Source organism: Evansella cellulosilytica DSM 2522, assembly GCF_000177235.2.
In the GTDB taxonomy this organism is placed as follows: Bacteria; Bacillota; Bacilli; order Bacillales; family Salisediminibacteriaceae; genus Evansella; species Evansella cellulosilytica.
In genome coordinates this window covers 1783340-1800870 of the sequence record NC_014829.1, presented here as the reverse complement: position 1 = coordinate 1800870, position 17531 = coordinate 1783340, and the positions used below count along the sequence as shown (strand labels likewise).

At 37.6% G+C, this 17531-nt stretch carries 18 protein-coding genes; 1 reads left to right on the top strand and 17 read right to left on the bottom strand.

The annotated features are described in order from the left end of the window. Position 1: 1 nt before the first annotated feature. The 12 genes from cdd to rpsU form a co-directional block, all read right to left on the bottom strand. Entirely contained in the window at positions 2–421 is a 420-nt protein-coding gene (cdd, locus tag BCELL_RS08095; protein WP_081457374.1) for a cytidine deaminase, read from the bottom strand. Positions 422–434: 13 nt separating this feature from the next. After that, positions 435–824, bottom strand: coding sequence for a diacylglycerol kinase family protein (locus BCELL_RS08090; protein ID WP_013488205.1), 390 nt, complete (start codon positions 822–824; stop codon positions 435–437). Further along, on the bottom strand, positions 808–1278 hold the full coding sequence (gene ybeY, locus BCELL_RS08085; protein WP_013488204.1) for an rRNA maturation RNase YbeY: 471 nt from the start codon (positions 1276–1278) through the stop codon (positions 808–810). The genes BCELL_RS08090 and ybeY overlap by 17 nt, the downstream gene beginning before the upstream one ends. Continuing rightward, a complete protein-coding gene (locus tag BCELL_RS08080; protein ID WP_013488203.1) occupies positions 1265–3520 on the bottom strand; it encodes an HD family phosphohydrolase in 2256 nt (751 codons plus the stop codon). The genes ybeY and BCELL_RS08080 overlap by 14 nt, the downstream gene beginning before the upstream one ends. A gap of 53 nt (positions 3521–3573) precedes the next feature. Continuing rightward, positions 3574–4548 carry a PhoH family protein gene (locus tag BCELL_RS08075; RefSeq protein WP_013488202.1) on the bottom strand — a complete coding sequence of 325 codons (975 nt, stop codon included), beginning with the start codon at positions 4546–4548 and terminating at the stop codon, positions 3574–3576. A gap of 5 nt (positions 4549–4553) precedes the next feature. Then, positions 4554–5741: a sporulation protein YqfD gene (gene yqfD / locus BCELL_RS08070; protein ID WP_013488201.1), complete on the bottom strand. Its 1188-nt coding sequence runs from the start codon at positions 5739–5741 to the stop codon at positions 4554–4556. A gap of 7 nt (positions 5742–5748) precedes the next feature. Then, positions 5749–6045 (bottom strand): sporulation protein YqfC, encoded by a 297-nt coding sequence (gene yqfC / locus BCELL_RS08065; RefSeq protein WP_013488200.1) that lies wholly within the window; start codon positions 6043–6045, stop codon positions 5749–5751. Positions 6046–7168: 1123 nt separating this feature from the next. Beyond that, the gene (locus BCELL_RS08060) at positions 7169–7651 is read right to left on the bottom strand and encodes a hypothetical protein (protein WP_013488199.1); all 483 of its coding nucleotides are present in this window, start codon (positions 7649–7651) and stop codon (positions 7169–7171) included. A 37-nt stretch (positions 7652–7688) separates the two neighbouring features. After that, positions 7689–8675, bottom strand: a complete 987-nt coding sequence (gene floA / locus BCELL_RS08055; RefSeq protein WP_013488198.1) for a flotillin-like protein FloA — start codon at positions 8673–8675, stop codon at positions 7689–7691. Between the two features lie 24 nt (positions 8676–8699). Beyond that, positions 8700–10034, bottom strand: a complete 1335-nt coding sequence (locus BCELL_RS08050) for an NfeD family protein (protein ID WP_013488197.1) — start codon at positions 10032–10034, stop codon at positions 8700–8702. Between the two features lie 372 nt (positions 10035–10406). Next, positions 10407–10850: a GatB/YqeY domain-containing protein gene (locus BCELL_RS08045; RefSeq protein ID WP_013488196.1), complete on the bottom strand. Its 444-nt coding sequence runs from the start codon at positions 10848–10850 to the stop codon at positions 10407–10409. A gap of 16 nt (positions 10851–10866) precedes the next feature. Further along, positions 10867–11040, bottom strand: a complete 174-nt coding sequence (gene rpsU, locus BCELL_RS08040) for a 30S ribosomal protein S21 (RefSeq protein WP_013488195.1) — start codon at positions 11038–11040, stop codon at positions 10867–10869. Between the two features lie 207 nt (positions 11041–11247). Here rpsU and BCELL_RS08035 point away from each other — a divergent pair, with 207 nt between their 5' ends. Next, positions 11248–12180 carry a Na/Pi symporter gene (locus tag BCELL_RS08035; RefSeq protein WP_013488194.1) on the top strand — a complete coding sequence of 311 codons (933 nt, stop codon included), beginning with the start codon at positions 11248–11250 and terminating at the stop codon, positions 12178–12180. Positions 12181–12255: 75 nt separating this feature from the next. Here BCELL_RS08035 and deoC read toward each other — a convergent pair whose 3' ends face one another. The 5 genes from deoC to dnaJ all read right to left on the bottom strand — a co-directional run bounded on the left by deoC (position 12256) and on the right by dnaJ (position 17376). Continuing rightward, positions 12256–12930, bottom strand: a complete 675-nt coding sequence (deoC, locus tag BCELL_RS08030; protein WP_013488193.1) for a deoxyribose-phosphate aldolase — start codon at positions 12928–12930, stop codon at positions 12256–12258. Positions 12931–13157: 227 nt separating this feature from the next. After that, a complete protein-coding gene (mtaB, locus tag BCELL_RS08025) occupies positions 13158–14498 on the bottom strand; it encodes a tRNA (N(6)-L-threonylcarbamoyladenosine(37)-C(2))-methylthiotransferase MtaB (RefSeq protein WP_041808175.1) in 1341 nt (446 codons plus the stop codon). A 5-nt stretch (positions 14499–14503) separates the two neighbouring features. Continuing rightward, on the bottom strand, positions 14504–15256 hold the full coding sequence (locus tag BCELL_RS08020) for a 16S rRNA (uracil(1498)-N(3))-methyltransferase (RefSeq protein WP_013488191.1): 753 nt from the start codon (positions 15254–15256) through the stop codon (positions 14504–14506). A gap of 10 nt (positions 15257–15266) precedes the next feature. Next, positions 15267–16208, bottom strand: coding sequence for a 50S ribosomal protein L11 methyltransferase (gene prmA / locus BCELL_RS08015; RefSeq protein WP_013488190.1), 942 nt, complete (start codon positions 16206–16208; stop codon positions 15267–15269). Positions 16209–16254: 46 nt separating this feature from the next. After that, positions 16255–17376, bottom strand: a complete 1122-nt coding sequence (gene dnaJ, locus BCELL_RS08010) for a molecular chaperone DnaJ (RefSeq protein ID WP_013488189.1) — start codon at positions 17374–17376, stop codon at positions 16255–16257. Between the last annotated feature and the right edge of the window lie 155 nt (positions 17377–17531).

Sequence of the window (17531 nt, the reverse complement as noted above, 5' to 3'; positions counted from 1 at the left end):
TTCACCCTTCTAAGTCTTGTGGGGCAAAAGCACCTGGCAACAAGTCTTTTACGGTCCACTCTGCTATATCTCCGTTTAAATTTGTTAAAATTATTTTAACATCTTTTGAAAGTAATTCAGAAATCACTTGTCTACATGCTCCACATGGCGAAACAGGACCTTCAGTATCCGCAACTACAGCAAGTGCTTTAAAATGACGAACGCCTTCAGATACCGCCTTAAAAATAGCCGTTCTTTCTGCACAATTACACATACTATAAGCTGCATTTTCTATGTTACAGCCATGGAAAACCTTATCATTATCAGATAGTAAAGCTGCCCCAACTTTAAATTTTGAGTAAGGGGCATAAGCTCTTTCTCTAGCCTTTTTTGCTTCCATGATTAATGCATCTACTTGCATCACAATCTCCTTTTCAAAAATTAATTTTTTTGTCTTACGTAAATAAAGCAATTATTTTAGGAATAAAAATAATTGCTCCAACGATAACTGCTGTTATCGAAAAAACAAAGACTGCTCCTGCTGCTGCATCCTTTATTATTTTCGCCCTAGTATCATATGATTGAACAATTAAATCGACGCTGTGTTCTAAAGCGGTGTTTATTAATTCCAACGCTAGCACGCCACCAATAACAATGACTAACAGTGCTTGTTCGATTAGAGGCACTTGTAACACTTGTGCAAATATAAAAACTAACACTGCTATTAATGTGTGAATTCTAAAATTTTGTTCATTTCTCCAAGTATGAGCCATTCCTGTCGATGCATATATAAAACTTTTTTTTACTCGGTTCCACGATACAAATGGATTATTTTTTGAGCCCATATTTTTCTAGTATTTCCTCTTGTTTTTTAAACATCTCACGTTCTTCCTCCTCGGTGTTATGATCATATCCAAGAAGATGTAAAAATCCGTGTACCGCTAAGAAACAGAGCTCTCTATTAAATCCGTGACCGTATTCTTCAGCCTGCTGCTTGGCCCGTGGAACCGAAATAATGATGTCTCCTAATAGCTCAGGTAAGCCTTCACCTGTGATAGGCTGTTGATCACCTTCATTTAAAGCAAACGATAAAACATCTGTTGGTTGATCTTTATCTCTATATTCACGATTAAGTTCCTGTATTTTATCATCTTCAACAAATGTGATGGATACTTCTGCATCTTTACTTACTCCTTCATAGCTCATTGCAGTATCAACGACATTGCCGACTAACAATAATAAATCGTCTTGTATCGTTTTGGTTTCATCTATTAGAACAACTTGCTTACTTTCCACCATGCTTTCCTTCACCTTCTTCCTTTTTCACTTCCTGCTCCTCTTCCTCATTCGGATATTCAATCCTTGTATGGAAAGTACCTTGTAGTGTTTCACACATAGAGCGCGCAATACTATTTAATTCTTTTAAAGTGATATCACACTCATCAAATTGGCCATCCTCTAAGCGATCGGTAATGATCTTTTTTACAAGTGCTTCTATTTTTGCTGGTGTTGGCTTGTTCATTGATCTCACAGCTGCTTCCACACAGTCTGCAATCCCTACAATTGCTGCCACTCGTGTTTGTGCTTTTGGCCCTGGATAACGGAATTCTTCTTCTGGAATTTCCTTATCGGCTTCTTGATTAGCTTTATGATAAAAATATTTTAGTAAAGTTGTACCATGATGTTGCTCAGCTATTCCAATAATCTCTTTAGGCATACGATGTTCCTTTAACAATTCAGCTCCGTCATATGGATGAGCAATAATAATAGTTTTACTTAGCTGCGGTGATATTTTATCGTGCGGATTGTCAATCTTCATTTGATTCTCAATGAAAAAATGTGGCCGCTTCGTTTTCCCTAAGTCATGGTAATAAGCACCAACTCTTGCTAAAAGACCATTTTCACCTACTGATTCACAGGCAGCCTCTGCTAAATTTGCCACTATCACACTATGATGATACGTTCCTGGCGCCTCGAGTAATATTTTCCTTAATAAAGGATGATTTGGGTTGGATAGTTCAATTAATTTTGTTGTAGATAACACTCCAAAACCTGCTTCAAGAAAAGGGAGAAACCCTAACGTCAATACTGCTGCTATAAAACCAGACAACACTGCAAAGCCAAGACTGAGACTAACTTCAATCCAACCGTAATGTGCATTTTTCAACAGTAGAAATGCTATTATAACTAATACATTTAATAATCCTACAAAAAAACCAGCTTGTAATATTCTCATCGTTCGATGAGATTTACTTAAAAAGAAGACTCCAGCTACCGCACTAAAAAACACGTATATTCCGTGAGTATAATCTAGTACACCAGCGGATTGCTCATTAAACATAACACTAGAAATAATCGCCAGAATCATCGCTGTAAATAAAGCAACCCGAGAATGCAGTAAAATAGTAATAAGCATAGACCCCATTGCAACAGGTGCTATATAGGTTAGTCCTACTACGTCAATAATATTGGCTAAACTTACAAGCTTTAGTATGATTAACGTAATTGTGTAGATGATAACATACATTAATAAATGCGTATTATTCTTCTGTAAAGTAGTTTTTGCATCACTTAAGTAATACGCCAGCATAGAAATAAGTATAAGAACAATAATGGCTAGTCCTACATATGGAAATACATTAGAATGATCATCCAACAAACCAACTAATGCAAGTTGATTATAAATGTCTGATGTAATCATTTGTCCTTCTTCCACTAACAATTGCCCTTCCCTAATCATAACAGGGTCAATCATATCAACTGCCGTTTGCCTTGCTTCTTCTGTAGCTACTTCATCAAGTAAATAATTCGCTGTAATCCCGAATCTCGCCAATTCAATCATAGATCTAAACAAGCCTGGGTCTACCGTGGAAATAAGCACTTTTCTCTCAGCTTCATTCTTTGCTTCTTCGACCTGATCAATGTGTACTTCCTCGGCCATTACATCATGTATCACACTCGCAGTTGTCTCTTGTGCTATTTCTAAGTCTTCTTCTGATGCTTTTAATAATGTTTCAATCGTTTCATCTGATAAATCTTCACTCGTCTGCTGATTAATGATATTTCTAACACGTTCTAATTGATCACGAATAGAGATTTCTTCAGGAGCTACTAAATCCTCCAACTCCTCAGCATCTTCATCTTCATCCAGACTCTCTATTTTTGCTTCGATAGATGCGATTTCTTCTTCTCTCTCTCGCGCTTCAGTTTGAACTTGCATAATAGTGTAGAAAATATCATTTATACGCTCAACTTGATTCTGAGCATACATCGACTTAATAGAATAAATCGGTTCAATTGATTCGTATGCCTGCTGCTTCAAACGTTCTGTCTCTTGTTTGTTTTCAATTGTAATCGGAGATCGAATATCTTGTTCTGCAACACTTCCATGACTTACCTCTAATGTTTCCGGAATAACATTGTTCACGGTTAGAGCATACGTAATAACACCGACTAATATAAAAAGTGAAAAACGAATAGAACGGTGATCTTTAATTTTTTGCCACCACTGTTGATGATCAATTGGTTTACGTTTCCCCATATAAGTTCACCTCATCAAGAATTACAGAAATTAGGTATAACGCTTTATATATGTTATTTCTGCTCCTTGCGGTCTTCGACTTCATAAGCATCAATGATTCGCTTTACTAACGTATGCCTAACGACATCTGTTGATTGTAAGTGGATAAAGGAGATACCATCCACATTGTTTAATATGCGAAACGCTACATTTAGTCCAGAAATTTTCCCTCTCGGTAAATCGATTTGTGTTAAATCGCCAGTAACAACCATCTTTGAACCAAACCCTAGTCTAGTAAGAAACATTTTTATTTGTTCTGATGTTGTGTTTTGAGCTTCATCTAAAATGACAAATGAGTCATCTAGTGTTCTTCCTCTCATATAAGCCAACGGGGCGATTTCAATTGTACCTCTTTCCAACAATCGTTCTGTTTGTTCAAATCCTAATACATCATGGAGTGCATCATATAATGGCCTTAAATAAGGATCAACTTTTTCTTTAAGATCCCCAGGTAAAAAACCAAGGCTTTCTCCTGCTTCGACAGCAGGTCTAGTGAGAACGATGCGCTTAATGTGGCCTTCTTTTAATGCATGAACAGCCATCACAACAGCAAGATATGTTTTTCCAGTTCCAGCCGGTCCTATTCCAAATACAATATCATGTTTTCTAATTGCAGATACATAATGTCTCTGCCCTAATGTTTTTGCTAAAATAGGTTTTCCTTTTGCACTAACTGTAATTTTATCATCAAATAAATCAGGTAATTCGTGCAGCATATCTCTCTCAGCTAATTGCGCTGCATACACGACATCTCTTTCATGAATTGGTGTCCCTTTTCTAATTAGCTGAAGAAGCGTAAGCAAAATACCCTCTATTTTTTGACCAACTTCTTCAGAACCCTCTATGCTTACTTCTTCTCCTCTCGTTAAAATTGTCGTCTCAAACGCTTCTTCTAAACGTTTTAAGTGGCGATCATTTGGCCCGAAAAGAGCTTGTACTTCGTTAGCATTTTGTATAGAAAGTAGAATATGTTGTTTCTTATCAGTCAATCTTCTCAGTCTCCTTGAATTATCGGTTGTTTCGTGCCTATTTCATCCACTATTCTATAGTGAATGATTACTATAACTTTACCATCCTCAACCTCGTGGTGCAAAACTTTTTCGTCGATTTTTTGTGCACTGTCCGAAAATTGAGACAACACCTTCTCTCCACCCTCTTCTACCGCTATTTCTATTGCTTGTTCTACCGCTTTTTCTTTCTCTATTTCTTCCGCTTCTAAAACATCTTTATATCCGTAATTAATGGGCATTTGAAAACCAAAGATCTCCCACTCTCCCTTATAGTTTTCCTCTTTAATATGCTCATATTCAGGTGGATTCCATCCCCATATAGGAATACTAAAATCTCCAAAATAAAGTTGATGAGTTCGATATTGATTACCTGTTACTGCATGAAGTGTACGAGATAATGGAATCTCAACACTAGCTTCGTACCACATTTCACCTAAGATTTCCCCTTTTGCTGCAACTTGCTCTTCTTCCCCTTCTTTACCAATCAAACCAGATACTAGCATCTCACCTTTTTCTACGAGTTGATTTATTTCTACAACTGGTTTCCCTTCTTCTACGAACAGATCATAGACGACCGCCTTTTGCTTCGCTACTATGTGCCCGGGTGCTTCTTTCGGTTCTTTTTCAGCCAGTTGTTTTTCTACGACTTGAAAATGATAGGTTGTACCTTTTTTTGTCACACCAATCCAAGTTGCATCTGTAATCTTATCCGTAACAATTGACTGAATTTCTTCAGGTGGTGGTAATCTAAATTGAAAAGCACCTTGTTTAATACCTAAATCAGTCACTGCTTCACGGAGATCGTGCTCAACTGGTGCGGAGGCGCCTTCTATTTCAATTCCCCATACCATGTTAGATAAAATATATAGTAATGCAAAAAATGCCGCAGCGCCAAAGAGTAATCCATTTCTTTTCCACAATTTAGCCCAAAGAAAAGGGAACCCTTTTCTTTGGATAAATTTTATTTTACAATCAGATAATCGTGCCATTCTACGGAGCTTTGGAGTCTCGTCCAATAATACAGAACAAACAAGTACTTCTTTGCCCACACTATGGATATCCCAAATATTAATCCCGTTATCAATACAGCGATTGATAAATAGTTCTGGGTATGGTCCAGAAATTTTTATTCGAACATACCCAGAAATTTTATGCACCCATTGATTCTTCATAATATCATCACCTACTATTGCTCCCTTCTTTTATAAAACGGATATCGTCAAGAACTCCCTCCAATAATATCTCCTCAGGTAATATATTTTTGATAACAAAATCACTGCCAACAACGAGTAGTTCGCCTTCTGTTAAACGGAGTCTTAATTCTTCTCTCGTGAAGCGAATAACCCCTTTATGATTTTCTATGTATATATGAAAGTTACCGATCATTGTAATTCTCGGTAAGTCCATCATGACATCTGCTGGCAGATCCATTTTTTGAGTCATCCATCGTTTCATGCGCATTCGTAGTTGCTTCATGATGAACCTCCTTTCCACTCATATGTATGATTGAAATCAATTTTGTATCACCGAAATATGATGATTTTAATAAGTAATTATTATTGTCATCAACATTAAAAGACCGGAACAAACTCATCGGTGAGTAATAGGAGTGCACTGAAAAAGGCGATTAAACCATCCTAAGTAACTCGATGAATTAGAATAACTATTGTAGCCTTGAAAGCAGTTTGCATGTATTTATATATTTATATAAGAAAAGACTAAAACCGAGCTCAGTTTAGCTCGGTTTTAGTCTTTTCTTAGAAGCGGTGTAGAAATGATGCCACATGTCTTTTAAGTAGTAGTGAGTGCTCTTCTCGCTACTACGCGTGGCATTATTTCCACCGCTAACATTTTTACATATTTTTCCATAAGGAAGTTGTCCCATAAATGTAGATAGTATTGGCAATGGCTTCGTTCGTTGCGCGACTACTATGAGAAACCCACTCATAGTAGTCTTTTAAAAGATGCAACGACTACGCTCATTGCTTTGAGGGACTGAAAAACTGAAAGAACACCACTTTTTCAGTGCCCTCTGCTCTTCTCGCTACTACGCGTGGCATTATTTCCACCGCTAATATTTTTACATATTTTTCCGGAAGGAAGTTGTCCCATAAATGTAGATAGTATTGGCAATGGCTTCGTTCGTTGCGCGACTACTATGAGAAACCCACTCATAGTAGTCTTTTAAAAGATGCAACGACTACGCTCATTGCTTTGAGGGACTGAAAAACTGAAAGAACACCACTTTTTCAGTGCCCTCTGCTCTTCTCGCTACTACGCGTGGCATTATTTCCACCGCTAATATTTTTACATATTTTTCCGGAAGGAAGTTGTCCCATAAATGTAGATAGTATTGGCAATGGCTTCGTTCGTTGCGCGACTACTATGAGAAACCCACTCATAGTAGTCTTTTAAAAGATGCAACGACTACGCTCATTGCTTTGAGGGACTGAAAAACTGAAAGAACACCACTTTTTCAGTGCCCTCTGCTCTTCTCGCTACTACGCGTGGCATTATTTCCACCGCTAATATTTTAGTTTTCTTATCTTTTATGAAAAAAAACAAGGACAATGAATATCATCCTTGTTTTTTACAATAATCATTTTTTTGATTTAGGCTTTCCTAGCACTTCGGACCAAATGATCCCTTTTATAGCATCCTCACGAGTCATATTAGAAAAGCTGACTCCTACATTAGTTTGCTTTGTTATATCCTCAGTAAAGATCGGGGAGTCCTTTTTCATGACTTGTTCCAGTTCTCTCGCTCTTTGTTTACGTTTCTTTGTTGCTTCATATCGATCCTGTAGCTCACTATTAGCCTTCGCTAGCTCATCCTCTGAATTGTAATACGAATCTGGTGTATAAACATCGTTAACTGAACTTTTTTCTGCTGGTTCTTGCTTTGATTCCTCCTGCCTAAAAATATCTTCCCAATCTATTTCTTGTTGAGGTGTATTTCTTTTAGGAGGCTGCTGCTGTTCTTCCGTGTTACTAGCACCAAGCCGTTGAAAAAAGCTAAATAATGCACCAATAAGTAAAATGAGAAGGAGCGGGTTTCCAAGTAACGCTTCAATTAACCCCATCGATTATCAGCTCCTTTTATCTTCGTATCCATCAGTGTTATTTTTTATCTTTGTTATTGTCAGTTGCTTTACCAATTGAATCTCTCATATCAGTATCAGCCATGACATTTTTCATATTCATGTAATCCATTACGCCCATGTTTCCTGAGCGGAACGCTTCTGCCATTGCTAAAGGAACTTCTGCTTCCGCTTCTACAACCTTTGCACGCATTTCTTCTACTCTTGCTTTCATCTCTTGCTCTTGGGCAACGGCCATAGCACGACGTTCTTCTGCTTTCGCTTGAGCAATTTTCTTATCTGCCTCTGCTTGGTCTGTCTGTAGCCCTGCACCAATGTTTTTACCGATATCAATATCGGCAATATCAATGGAAAGAATTTCAAAAGCCGTACCTGAATCAAGACCCTTTGATAATACCGTTTGAGAAATTAAGTCTGGGTTTTCTAGTACCCCTTTATGGTTTTGGGAAGAACCAATTGTAGATACTATCCCTTCACCAACACGAGCGATAACTGTATCTTCACCAGCACCACCAACGAGACGATCGATGTTAGCTCGAACAGTAATACGTGCCTTTGCTTTTACTTCAATACCATCCATCGCTACACCGGCAATAAATGGTGTTTCAATAACCTTCGGGTTAACACTCATTTGTACAGCTTCTAATACGTCACGACCTGCTAAATCGATCGCTGCTGCTCTTTCAAATGGTAATTCTATGTTCGCTCGCTGTGCGGCAATAAGTGCATTAACAACGCGGTCTACGTTACCACCAGCTAAATAATGTCCCTCTAACTTGTTCGTGTTAATGTCTAATCCAGCTTTTACCGCTTTAATTAATGGATTAATAACACGATGTGGAATGACACGACGTAATCTCATCCCTACTAATGTGAAAATTCCAACCTTAACTCCTGCTGCCCATGCTGAAATCCAAAGCATGACAGGAACAAACGTAAATAATACAGCAAATGCGATAATTATTACCCCTAGAATAATAATTAAGCCAATATCTCCTGTGTTCATTCTAATTTCCTCCCTTTTTTTTCTTTAATCATTTGTTTTCGATTCACGAACAACAATACGTGAACCCGAAGTACTCACTACTTTTACTTTACTTCCTTTGGCGATAAATCCACCTTCGGAGACGACATCTAATCGTTCATCTTCAATAAGCGCTGTCCCTGACGGTCTTAATGCTGTTAACGCCTCACCTGTCCTGCCTACAATTTCACTACGGGTCACATTCGAGATATAACCTTCCTCAGTTTTAATTGAATCTTTTAAAACTACCCGCTTTAGTGGACCTTTATAGCCAACATATTTGAAAAATATGATTGACACAATAATAGTTAAAATTGCCGCTATTAACAAGGAAGTAAGTACAACAGACATAGAGTAGGAAGCTAACACCATACTTCCGATAATAGCCCCAATACCTATGATACCAAATATTCCAAAGCCAGGCACGAATATTTCGATCAATAATAGTACAACACCTACAGCAAACAGTATAAACGTTTCCATCCCTGCAAATCCGGCCACATGATGACCGAAGAAAAATAAAAATAGTGCAGAAGCTCCCATAATACCTGGTACTCCAAAGCCTGGCGAGTATAACTCTAAAACGAGACCTAAACTAGCGACCGATAACAAAATAGAGATAACAATAGGATTTGTCACGAATCGGGCAATTTGCTCTGCAAAGCTAACTTCCATTTCTTGCTCACGGGCATTCTCTAAACCTAAAAACTGTAAAAGCTCTTCTCGATTTGATGCAATTGCTTCCGCATAGCCTACTTCTAACGCTTCGCTAGCTGTTAATGATAACAAATCATCTACTCCAGCACGATACTCAGGTAAATCAATGCTTGGATCAGCCATTGCTAATGCATACAAAGGGTCACGGTCATTTCCTTCCGCAGCAGCCTTCATAGTCGCTAACCATGCTGAATGAGCTTTATCGTCAGCTGCATTACCGTCCCCCCCAGAAATTACTTGGGCGGCACCCATTCTAGCACCTGGGACCATCACAATTTGGTCCGCTTTTAATGAAATATAAGCGCCAGCTGACATCGCCTCATCGATAACAAAAGCAGTCGTTGGCGTAGGAGTGTTTTCGATTAAGGCTGCGATCTCATTTGCAGCAGCAACAAGACCTCCTGGAGTATTTATTTCAAATACAATATGATCTGCTCCATCCTCTAAGGCTGTGTTGATAGACCTTTGTAAAAATGCGACAAGACCTCTTTCAACTTCCTGTTCAACAGGAATGTAGTATACGAGCTTATCTGACCCGTCTCCTTGTGCTTGAATAGGGACAAGGGACAAACCTATACTAAAAAGCATCATTAATGAGAAAAATATTAACCTAATTCGTTTCACTATGCCACTTCATCCTCCTTTCCCAAAAACAACCTCTTTTTATGTACGAAATAATGACGAAAAGGTTCCAAATTGTTTATAGCTTATTCTGTCCTCCTTATTATACTAATAAAGCCATATATTTTAAACATAAACGAATGACCAAGATATTGAGTCCGGGAATCTGAATACTTATAAAGATAAGAATAAGAAAAGACTAATACCTAACTGCACGAAGCAAGGTATTAATCTTTTCTTTAAAGTCATGTGGCATCACTTCTTTATCGCTTCTAAGAAAAGAGGAATGACCCATTAACTGAAATAGTACACTGCGTTTATTAATAAAGGGGACTCAATAGGTAATAATTCACCTTTTGAGTCCCCTTTTTTTCATTACGTTAACAATGTTTGAACAAGTTGTTTTACTTTTCCACCATCCGCTTTTCCTTTAACCTTCGGCATGATGGCTCCCATCACTTTCCCCATATCTGCTTTATTAGACGCTCCGACCTCTTCGATTGTTTCTTTTACGATTTGCTGGAGCTCTTCATCAGATAGTTGCGACGGCATATATACTTTAAGAAGTTCAATCTCTACCTTCGTTTTTTCAACCAGGTCTTCACGATTGGCTTGTTCAAATTCATGGAGGGATTCTTTTCTTTGCTTCATTTCACGATTGAGAACAGTAAGCTCATCTTCCTCCGATAATTCAGCCCCGTGCTTTATCGCTTCATTTTGCAATAGCGACTTCACTGATCGAATTACAGATAGACGTTGCTTTTCTTTTTTCTTCATCGCGTCCTTCATATCTTGATTAAGTTGATCAAGAAGACTCAAGGAAATACACCCTCTCTTAGAACTTACGCTTACGAGCTGCTTCTGATTTCTTTTTACGCTTAATACTTGGTTTTTCATAGTGCTTGCGCTTACGAACCTCTGCCAATGTGCCTTCTTTTGACATGGTTCTCTTGAAGCGACGAAGAGCAGCGTCTATGGATTCATTTTTACGTACACGTGTTTCTGCCATTCTATATCCCTCCCTCCAAACAACCAATCGAAAGACACACTAAAATGCATGTCTTTGTTGATTATAAACGAATGATGACTTTCGGTCAACTTATATCACGAAAACATTCGCGTTTGATCAAAAATTATATTTTATCTCCCATACTTAAAAGCTTGTCATCGATGTCCTATTTTTTCATACACATAATTTGAGAGGAGGAAATCATCAATGAATCAAATTTTTTCCCTTTTTGCAATATACATATCACTCTTTTTATTTGGAATGACTGTCATGCGACATGGTTTAATGCAACTACAACAAAACAAAATGAAAACATGGATATATACTTTCGTCGATCACCCTGCTAAAGGTTTTCTTGTAGGAATATTAGTCACTGCTATCCTGCAAAGCAGTTCTGCAGTCATGATAATAACTGTAGGATTAGTTGCTGCTAAGTATATTCCGTTTAAGCATTCTATCGGAATTATCCTTGGAACAAACATTGGTACTGTCGTAACGTTAGAGGTTTTAGCGATAGACCTTTCATGGCTAATTTTCCCTTTACTAATCATCGGGATATTTTTTCTTTTGACGAAAAATTATATTGTATTTAGCATAGGGTGCTTCTTATTTGGTTTTAGTAGTATTATAGTAGCTATGGATGGGTTTCAATCCCTTTCCTATCCTATTTCTTCCATTACATCTATATATAATTGGTTCTTAATTACAAATGAGTATACTGCTCTAGCTCTATCTATTGGTATATCATTAACAGCTATTATTCAATCGAGTTCTGCTGTGATTGCAATGTCCATGAGCTTTATGAATGAGAATATATTACATTTACCTACTGGTATAATAATCATGCTTGGAGCTAATTTAGGCACATGTACGACAGCTTGGTTAGCAAGTCTTGGTGGTAGTAAGGAGTCAAAACTTACTGCGTATGCGCATATATGGATTAATTTTATTGGTCTCGTTATCTTTTTACCCTTTGTCCCAATTTTTTCGCAGTTTATCGAGCAGTTATCATCCGTACCATCACAGCAGTTAGCCCATGCTACTCTCATTTATAACGTCGTTTGTTCCATACTTATACTTCCGTTTACTAACCAGTTTTCTCAGCTCATTCAAAGGATTCATAGGACGCCACTAAAATGAATAATATACGTTATCCGAATCCTTTCATACCTTAAAAAAAATCCTAAAAGGGTATTTACCCTTCTAGGATTTTTTTTAATATGTTTCAGTGCCTTTTTCTCCTCTAACGATAGCAATTCCAGCACTAGCACCTATTCTTGTTGCACCAGCCTCTACCATCGCTACTGCAGTTTCACGGTCTCTTACTCCACCAGATGCTTTCACTCCAATATTTGGGCCTACTGTTTTCCTCATTAAGGTAATATCATCTACCGTCGCCCCTCCACCAGAAAAACCAGTTGATGTCTTCACATAATCTGCTCCAGCCTTTACAGCAATCTCACAAGCTCGTACTTTTTCTTCATCTGTTAAAAGGGAAGTCTCAATAATAACTTTCGTTAATGCTTTATTTTGTGCTGCCTCTACAACCGCTTTTATATCATTATGTACGTATTCATCATTGCTTTCTTTCAGTTCTCCGATATTAATAACCATATCTACTTCTGTTGCTCCATTTTCAATTGCATTTTTCGTTTCTAGTGCCTTTACTTCAGAAGTGCTTGCACCTAATGGAAATCCTATTACAGTACACACCTTCACTTGTGTATCCTTTAATACTGCAAATGCTGTAGGTACCCAAGTTGGATTAACACACACAGAAGCAAAATTATATTCTTCTGCCTCATTTGCTAATGTAATAATTTGATCTTTCGTTGCGTCTGGCTTTAATAAAGTATGATCAATTAAAGCTGCAAGATTTGTAGTAGTCATAAATAGTCATCCCTTTCTTTTCATAGTAAAACCAATACAAAGAATATCATGTTTTTGTCAGTAAGACGAGGAATTACTGAAGTGTAAATCAACAACAATGTTTAACAGAGCTTAAAAGAAAAGCGAGCCTCTCTCACAACAGGGAGTATACCTCGATTGTCCCGAGTGGCAAAGTTTAAAAATAAACACTGTCCTAATAATCGGTTAGCGATAGGACAGTGTTAGTTTCATACAACTTCTTGTTTAACTTCTTTTATGATGCGTACAAAACTCCCTTTATTAAAAGGGTAACCGGCTTTGTCTATTTTAACTTTAACTATTTCACCAACTATACTCTCATCCGCTTTGACTCTGACTTTTAAATAGTTATCTGTGTAGCCCACATAAAGTCCAGCATCAGGATTTTCTTTATCTAGCTCTTCAGGGATCATTTCTAATACTTCCCCTTCATAGCTAGATGCATATTCTTTCGCTAGCTGAGTTGATAAAGCAATTAATTTATGAACGCGTTCGTTTTTAACATCATCGTCAACTTGATCATCCATTCTTGCTGCTGGCGTACCTGTGCGCTTTGAGTATGGGAAGACGTGAAGTTCAGAAAAACCAACTTTCTTAATAAATTCAAATGTTTCGTTAAACTCTTCCTCAGTTTCACCAGGGAATCCTACAATAACATCTGAAGTTACCGCTAGACCAGGTAGTGCTTTTTTCAGCTTTTCTACTCTTTCATAGAAAAATGCTGTCGTGTACTTTCTTCTCATTCTTTTTAATACACTATTTGATCCAGATTGAAGTGGTACGTGTAAATGGTTAACAACCTTTTCGGATTGATCGATGACTTGAATGACCTCATCCGTAATTTGACTCGCTTCTATAGAAGAAATTCGTATGCGTTTTAGACCATCTACCTTCTCAAGGTCTAATAATAGATTCGCTAAACTGTAATCCTTCATATCTTCCCCGTAACCACCTGTATGAATACCTGTGAGGACAATTTCTTTATAACCTGAAGCTACTAATTGCTCAGCCTGTTTAATTACTTCCTCAGGCTTTCTTGAACGCATTAAACCTCTCGCCCATGGAATGATACAAAATGTACAAAAATTATTACAACCTTCTTGGATTTTCAAAGAAGCCCTCGTTCTATCTGTAAATGCTGGAACATCTAATTCCTCATATACACGAGCCTTCATAATATTACCTACCCCATTGATCGGCTCTCGTTCTTTTTGATATTGCTCAATATATGGAATTAACTTATGTCGGTCCTGCGTTCCTACAACAATATCAACTCCAGGAATGGCCATAATCTCAGCTGGAGAAGTTTGCGCATAACAACCAGTTACACAAACAACTGCTTCTGGATTTTTACGAATCGCACGCCTAATTACTTGGCGACTTTTTTTATCACCTGTATTTGTTACCGTACATGTATTAATAACGTATACGTCTGAACTATGGTTAAAATCAGTTTTCTCGTATCCTTCCTGTTGAAACAGCTGCCATATCGCCTCTGTTTCATAATGATTTACTTTACAGCCTAATGTATGGAAAGCTACAGTTGGCATTGTCATCACCCCAGTAATTCTAAATGATATGATATGGCTGTTAACCCATATAAAGGAGCAGTTTCACTCCTCAATATTCTAGGTCCCAGCCCACAAATAAGTGCACCTTTTTTTGTTAATTCATTAATTTCACGATCAGAAAAACCACCTTCAGGTCCAAATAGGAATAAGATTGATTCTCCTTTTTTCACTTCCTGTAACACTGAAAACAATTGGCTTTTCTCATCGTTTTTAGCTGCTTCTTCATAAGCAACTAAAACATAGGAATAACCATCAACATGATCTAACAATTGAGAAAAACGTTGAACTTCCATTACCTTTGGCAATTGCTGTCGATGGGATTGTTCTGCTGCTTCCTTTGCGATTTTATTCCAACGATCTATCTTTTTGTCTGCTTTCTTTTTGTCTAACTTAACGATAGAACGTTCTGCTTCAAATGGTAAAAAGTTCTTTGCCCCTAATTCGGTGCCTTTTTGGATAACCCACTCAAATTTATCTCCTTTAGGAAGACCATGACCTATCGTTACATTCACTGGTAGCTCCACACTTTTAGATTCTTGTTTTTCAATAGTCGCATATATGTAACTATCTTTCATTTCAGATATTACACATTCGTAACATACGCCACTTGTTGTACAACAAATAATATTATCACCTTGCTCCATTCTCATGACTCGGCTAATATGCTTAGCGTCATCGCCAGATATCACTACATGATCTTCATGAAACATCTGTGGATTTATAAAATACCTTTGCATAACTCTTCACCTATTCTGGTTTTTTTGCAATGATAGCTAACCAATCTTCCATTTCAACGACTTCACATACTTCAAAGCCACTTTTTATTAACGCGTCTTTCACAAAACTTCTCTTACCTTGGATTATGCCAGAAGTTATTATTTTACCGCCTGGTTGTAAACAACCGAATGCATCATCTGTCATTTTTACAATAACTTCTGCTAATATATTTGCAATAATTAATGTTGGGTTACTCTCTACTTTTTCAAGGAGATTACTTTGTTTTACATCAATTCTATCCTGAACTCTATTAAGTTTCACATTTAAATTTGCAGCTTTAACTGCAACATCATCTAAGTCAAGCGCAAGAATATGTTGAGCGCCTAGTTTCGCTGCAGCAATACTAAGGACACCAGAACCAGTTCCAACATCAACAACAGTATCCCCTAATTTTAAATGCTTTTCTAACGCTTGGATACAAAGAACGGTTGTTGGGTGAGTGCCAGTACCAAAAGCCATTCCAGGATCAAGTTCAATAATAAGTTCTTTCTCGTGAACCTTTTCATATTCTTCCCACGTAGGCGTAATTGTAATATTTTCTGATACTTTCACTGGTTTATAGTACTTTTTCCAAGCTGTTGCCCATTCTTCTTCATTCACTTCGCTAAGCGTAACCTTGTTATGACCTATATCAATATCATAAATAAGGAGTTGGTTAATGGCCTCTTTGATTTCTTCAACAGTTTCACCTAAAAAGCTATTAACAGGTAAATAAGCTTTCATTATTACTCCCTCTTCAGGGTAATCTTCTGGTGACAACTCATATACTTCACCAAAATTAGTGTCCCATACTTTAACTAAGTCATGTGGATCTTCAATGACGACGCCACTTGCCCCAGCCTCGTGTAGAATATTCCCAACAGGTTCCACTGCTTCTTGTGTTGTATGAATACATATTTCTGACCATTTCAATGACACCAACTCCTCTTTACTTATCTAACAATATAAACAATCATGATTAGTCACCAAAGCTTTTAAAAGCTCTTTTCACTTTTTCGAAGAAGTTTTCATTCTGTTCATCCGGTACTTCATTTCCACTGACTTCTGCAAATTCACGAAGTAACTCTTTTTGTTTTTCTGATAATTTTTTTGGTGTTATCACACGCACTTGGATATGCTGATCACCTTGTCCCATTCCTCGTACATTTGGAACACCTTTTCCTCTTAACCTAAAGTGTGTACCAGTTTGCGTTCCAGCGGGGATTTTTAGTTTTACCTTCCCGTTTAAAGTTGGTACTTCTATTTCATCTCCTAATGCTGATTGAACAAATGTTAATGGCATTTCACAGAAGATATCATCTCCATCACGCTTGAAAAACTCATGACTTTTCACATTAAACACGACAAATAAGTCACCTGGTGGCCCACCGTTTACTCCACGCTCTCCTTGCCCAGAAACTCTAATTTGTTGTCCAGTATCTACACCAGCTGGAATTTTAATATGAATTTTCTTTCGCTTTTTTACTTTTCCTTGTCCACCACAAGAACGACATTTATGTTTAATTTGCTTCCCTGTTCCACTACAATGGTTACAAACCCGACGATTAACCACTCTACCGAACGGTGTGTTTTGTTCGATATTTAATTGCCCAGAACCTCCACAGTGACTACAAGTCTCTGGACTCGTTCCAGCCTTCGCTCCAGATCCATGGCATGTATCACATGTTTCTTCTCTTGGTATTTCAATATCTGTTTCTTTCCCGAAAACAGCTTCTTTGAATTCTAAAGTCATCGTATATTGTAAGTCTGCCCCTTGTCTAGGTGCATTTGGATCACGTCTTCCACCACCGCCAAAGAACATATCAAAAATATCACTGAAGCCATTGAAGTCGCCCCCTGCTCCTCCTCCGAAGCCTTGATTCGGATCTGTATGACCGAATTGATCATAATGTGCCCTTTTTTGGGAATCACTAAGGGTATCGTACGCTTCTTTTACTTCCTTAAATTTTTCCTCTGCGTTAGCTTCTTTATTTACATCTGGATGATATTGGCGAGCTAGCTTCCGATATGCTTTTTTAATTTCAGCTTCAGATGCTCCTTTGTCTACCCCGAGAACATCATAAAAATCTCTTTTACTCATATATATCCACTCCCGACTCTAATCCATAACGAATATCTTACCATTGACAGCTCAATGAAGCAAGACTATAGGAATTCTTATGTAGATCGTTCCCTTTCTAGTTACGGGTTTTACGTTGAAAAAGTCAAAGTCGTAAAATCTGACTTTGACTTTTT